Annotated in this window: 1 protein-coding gene; it reads left to right on the top strand. The window is 46.9% G+C overall.

The window, feature by feature from the left end; genetic code table 11:
• Positions 1–294 (top strand): TRAP transporter large permease subunit (locus AB4512_RS24260; RefSeq protein WP_372176046.1); only part of this gene is annotated, 294 nt, incomplete at both ends.

Raw genomic sequence — 294 nt, 5'->3', positions numbered from 1 at the left:
TTGGTATTTACAACCTGATGGGCGGTATTGATTTTGTTGAAGAAACCATCCTTGCGCTCAGTGGCGGTAACGCAACAGTAACACTGCTAATCATGATGGCTATCTTGCTGGTTTTAGGCATGTTCCTTGATTGGGTAGGTGTGGCACTTCTAACAATGCCAATCTTCGTTCCAATCATTACTGGCCTTGGGTTCGACCCAGTTTGGTTCGGCGTTGTGTTCTGTCTAAACATGCAGGTGTCGTTCTTGTCACCACCATTTGGTCCAGCGGCTTTCTACCTGAAATCGGTAGCAC

Source organism: Vibrio sp. 10N.222.52.B7, from assembly GCF_041474275.1.
Classification (GTDB): Bacteria; Pseudomonadota; Gammaproteobacteria; order Enterobacterales; family Vibrionaceae; genus Vibrio; species Vibrio crassostreae_C.
The sequence above is the reverse complement of the archived record's forward strand: the minus strand, read 5'-3'. Positions and strand labels throughout refer to the sequence as shown.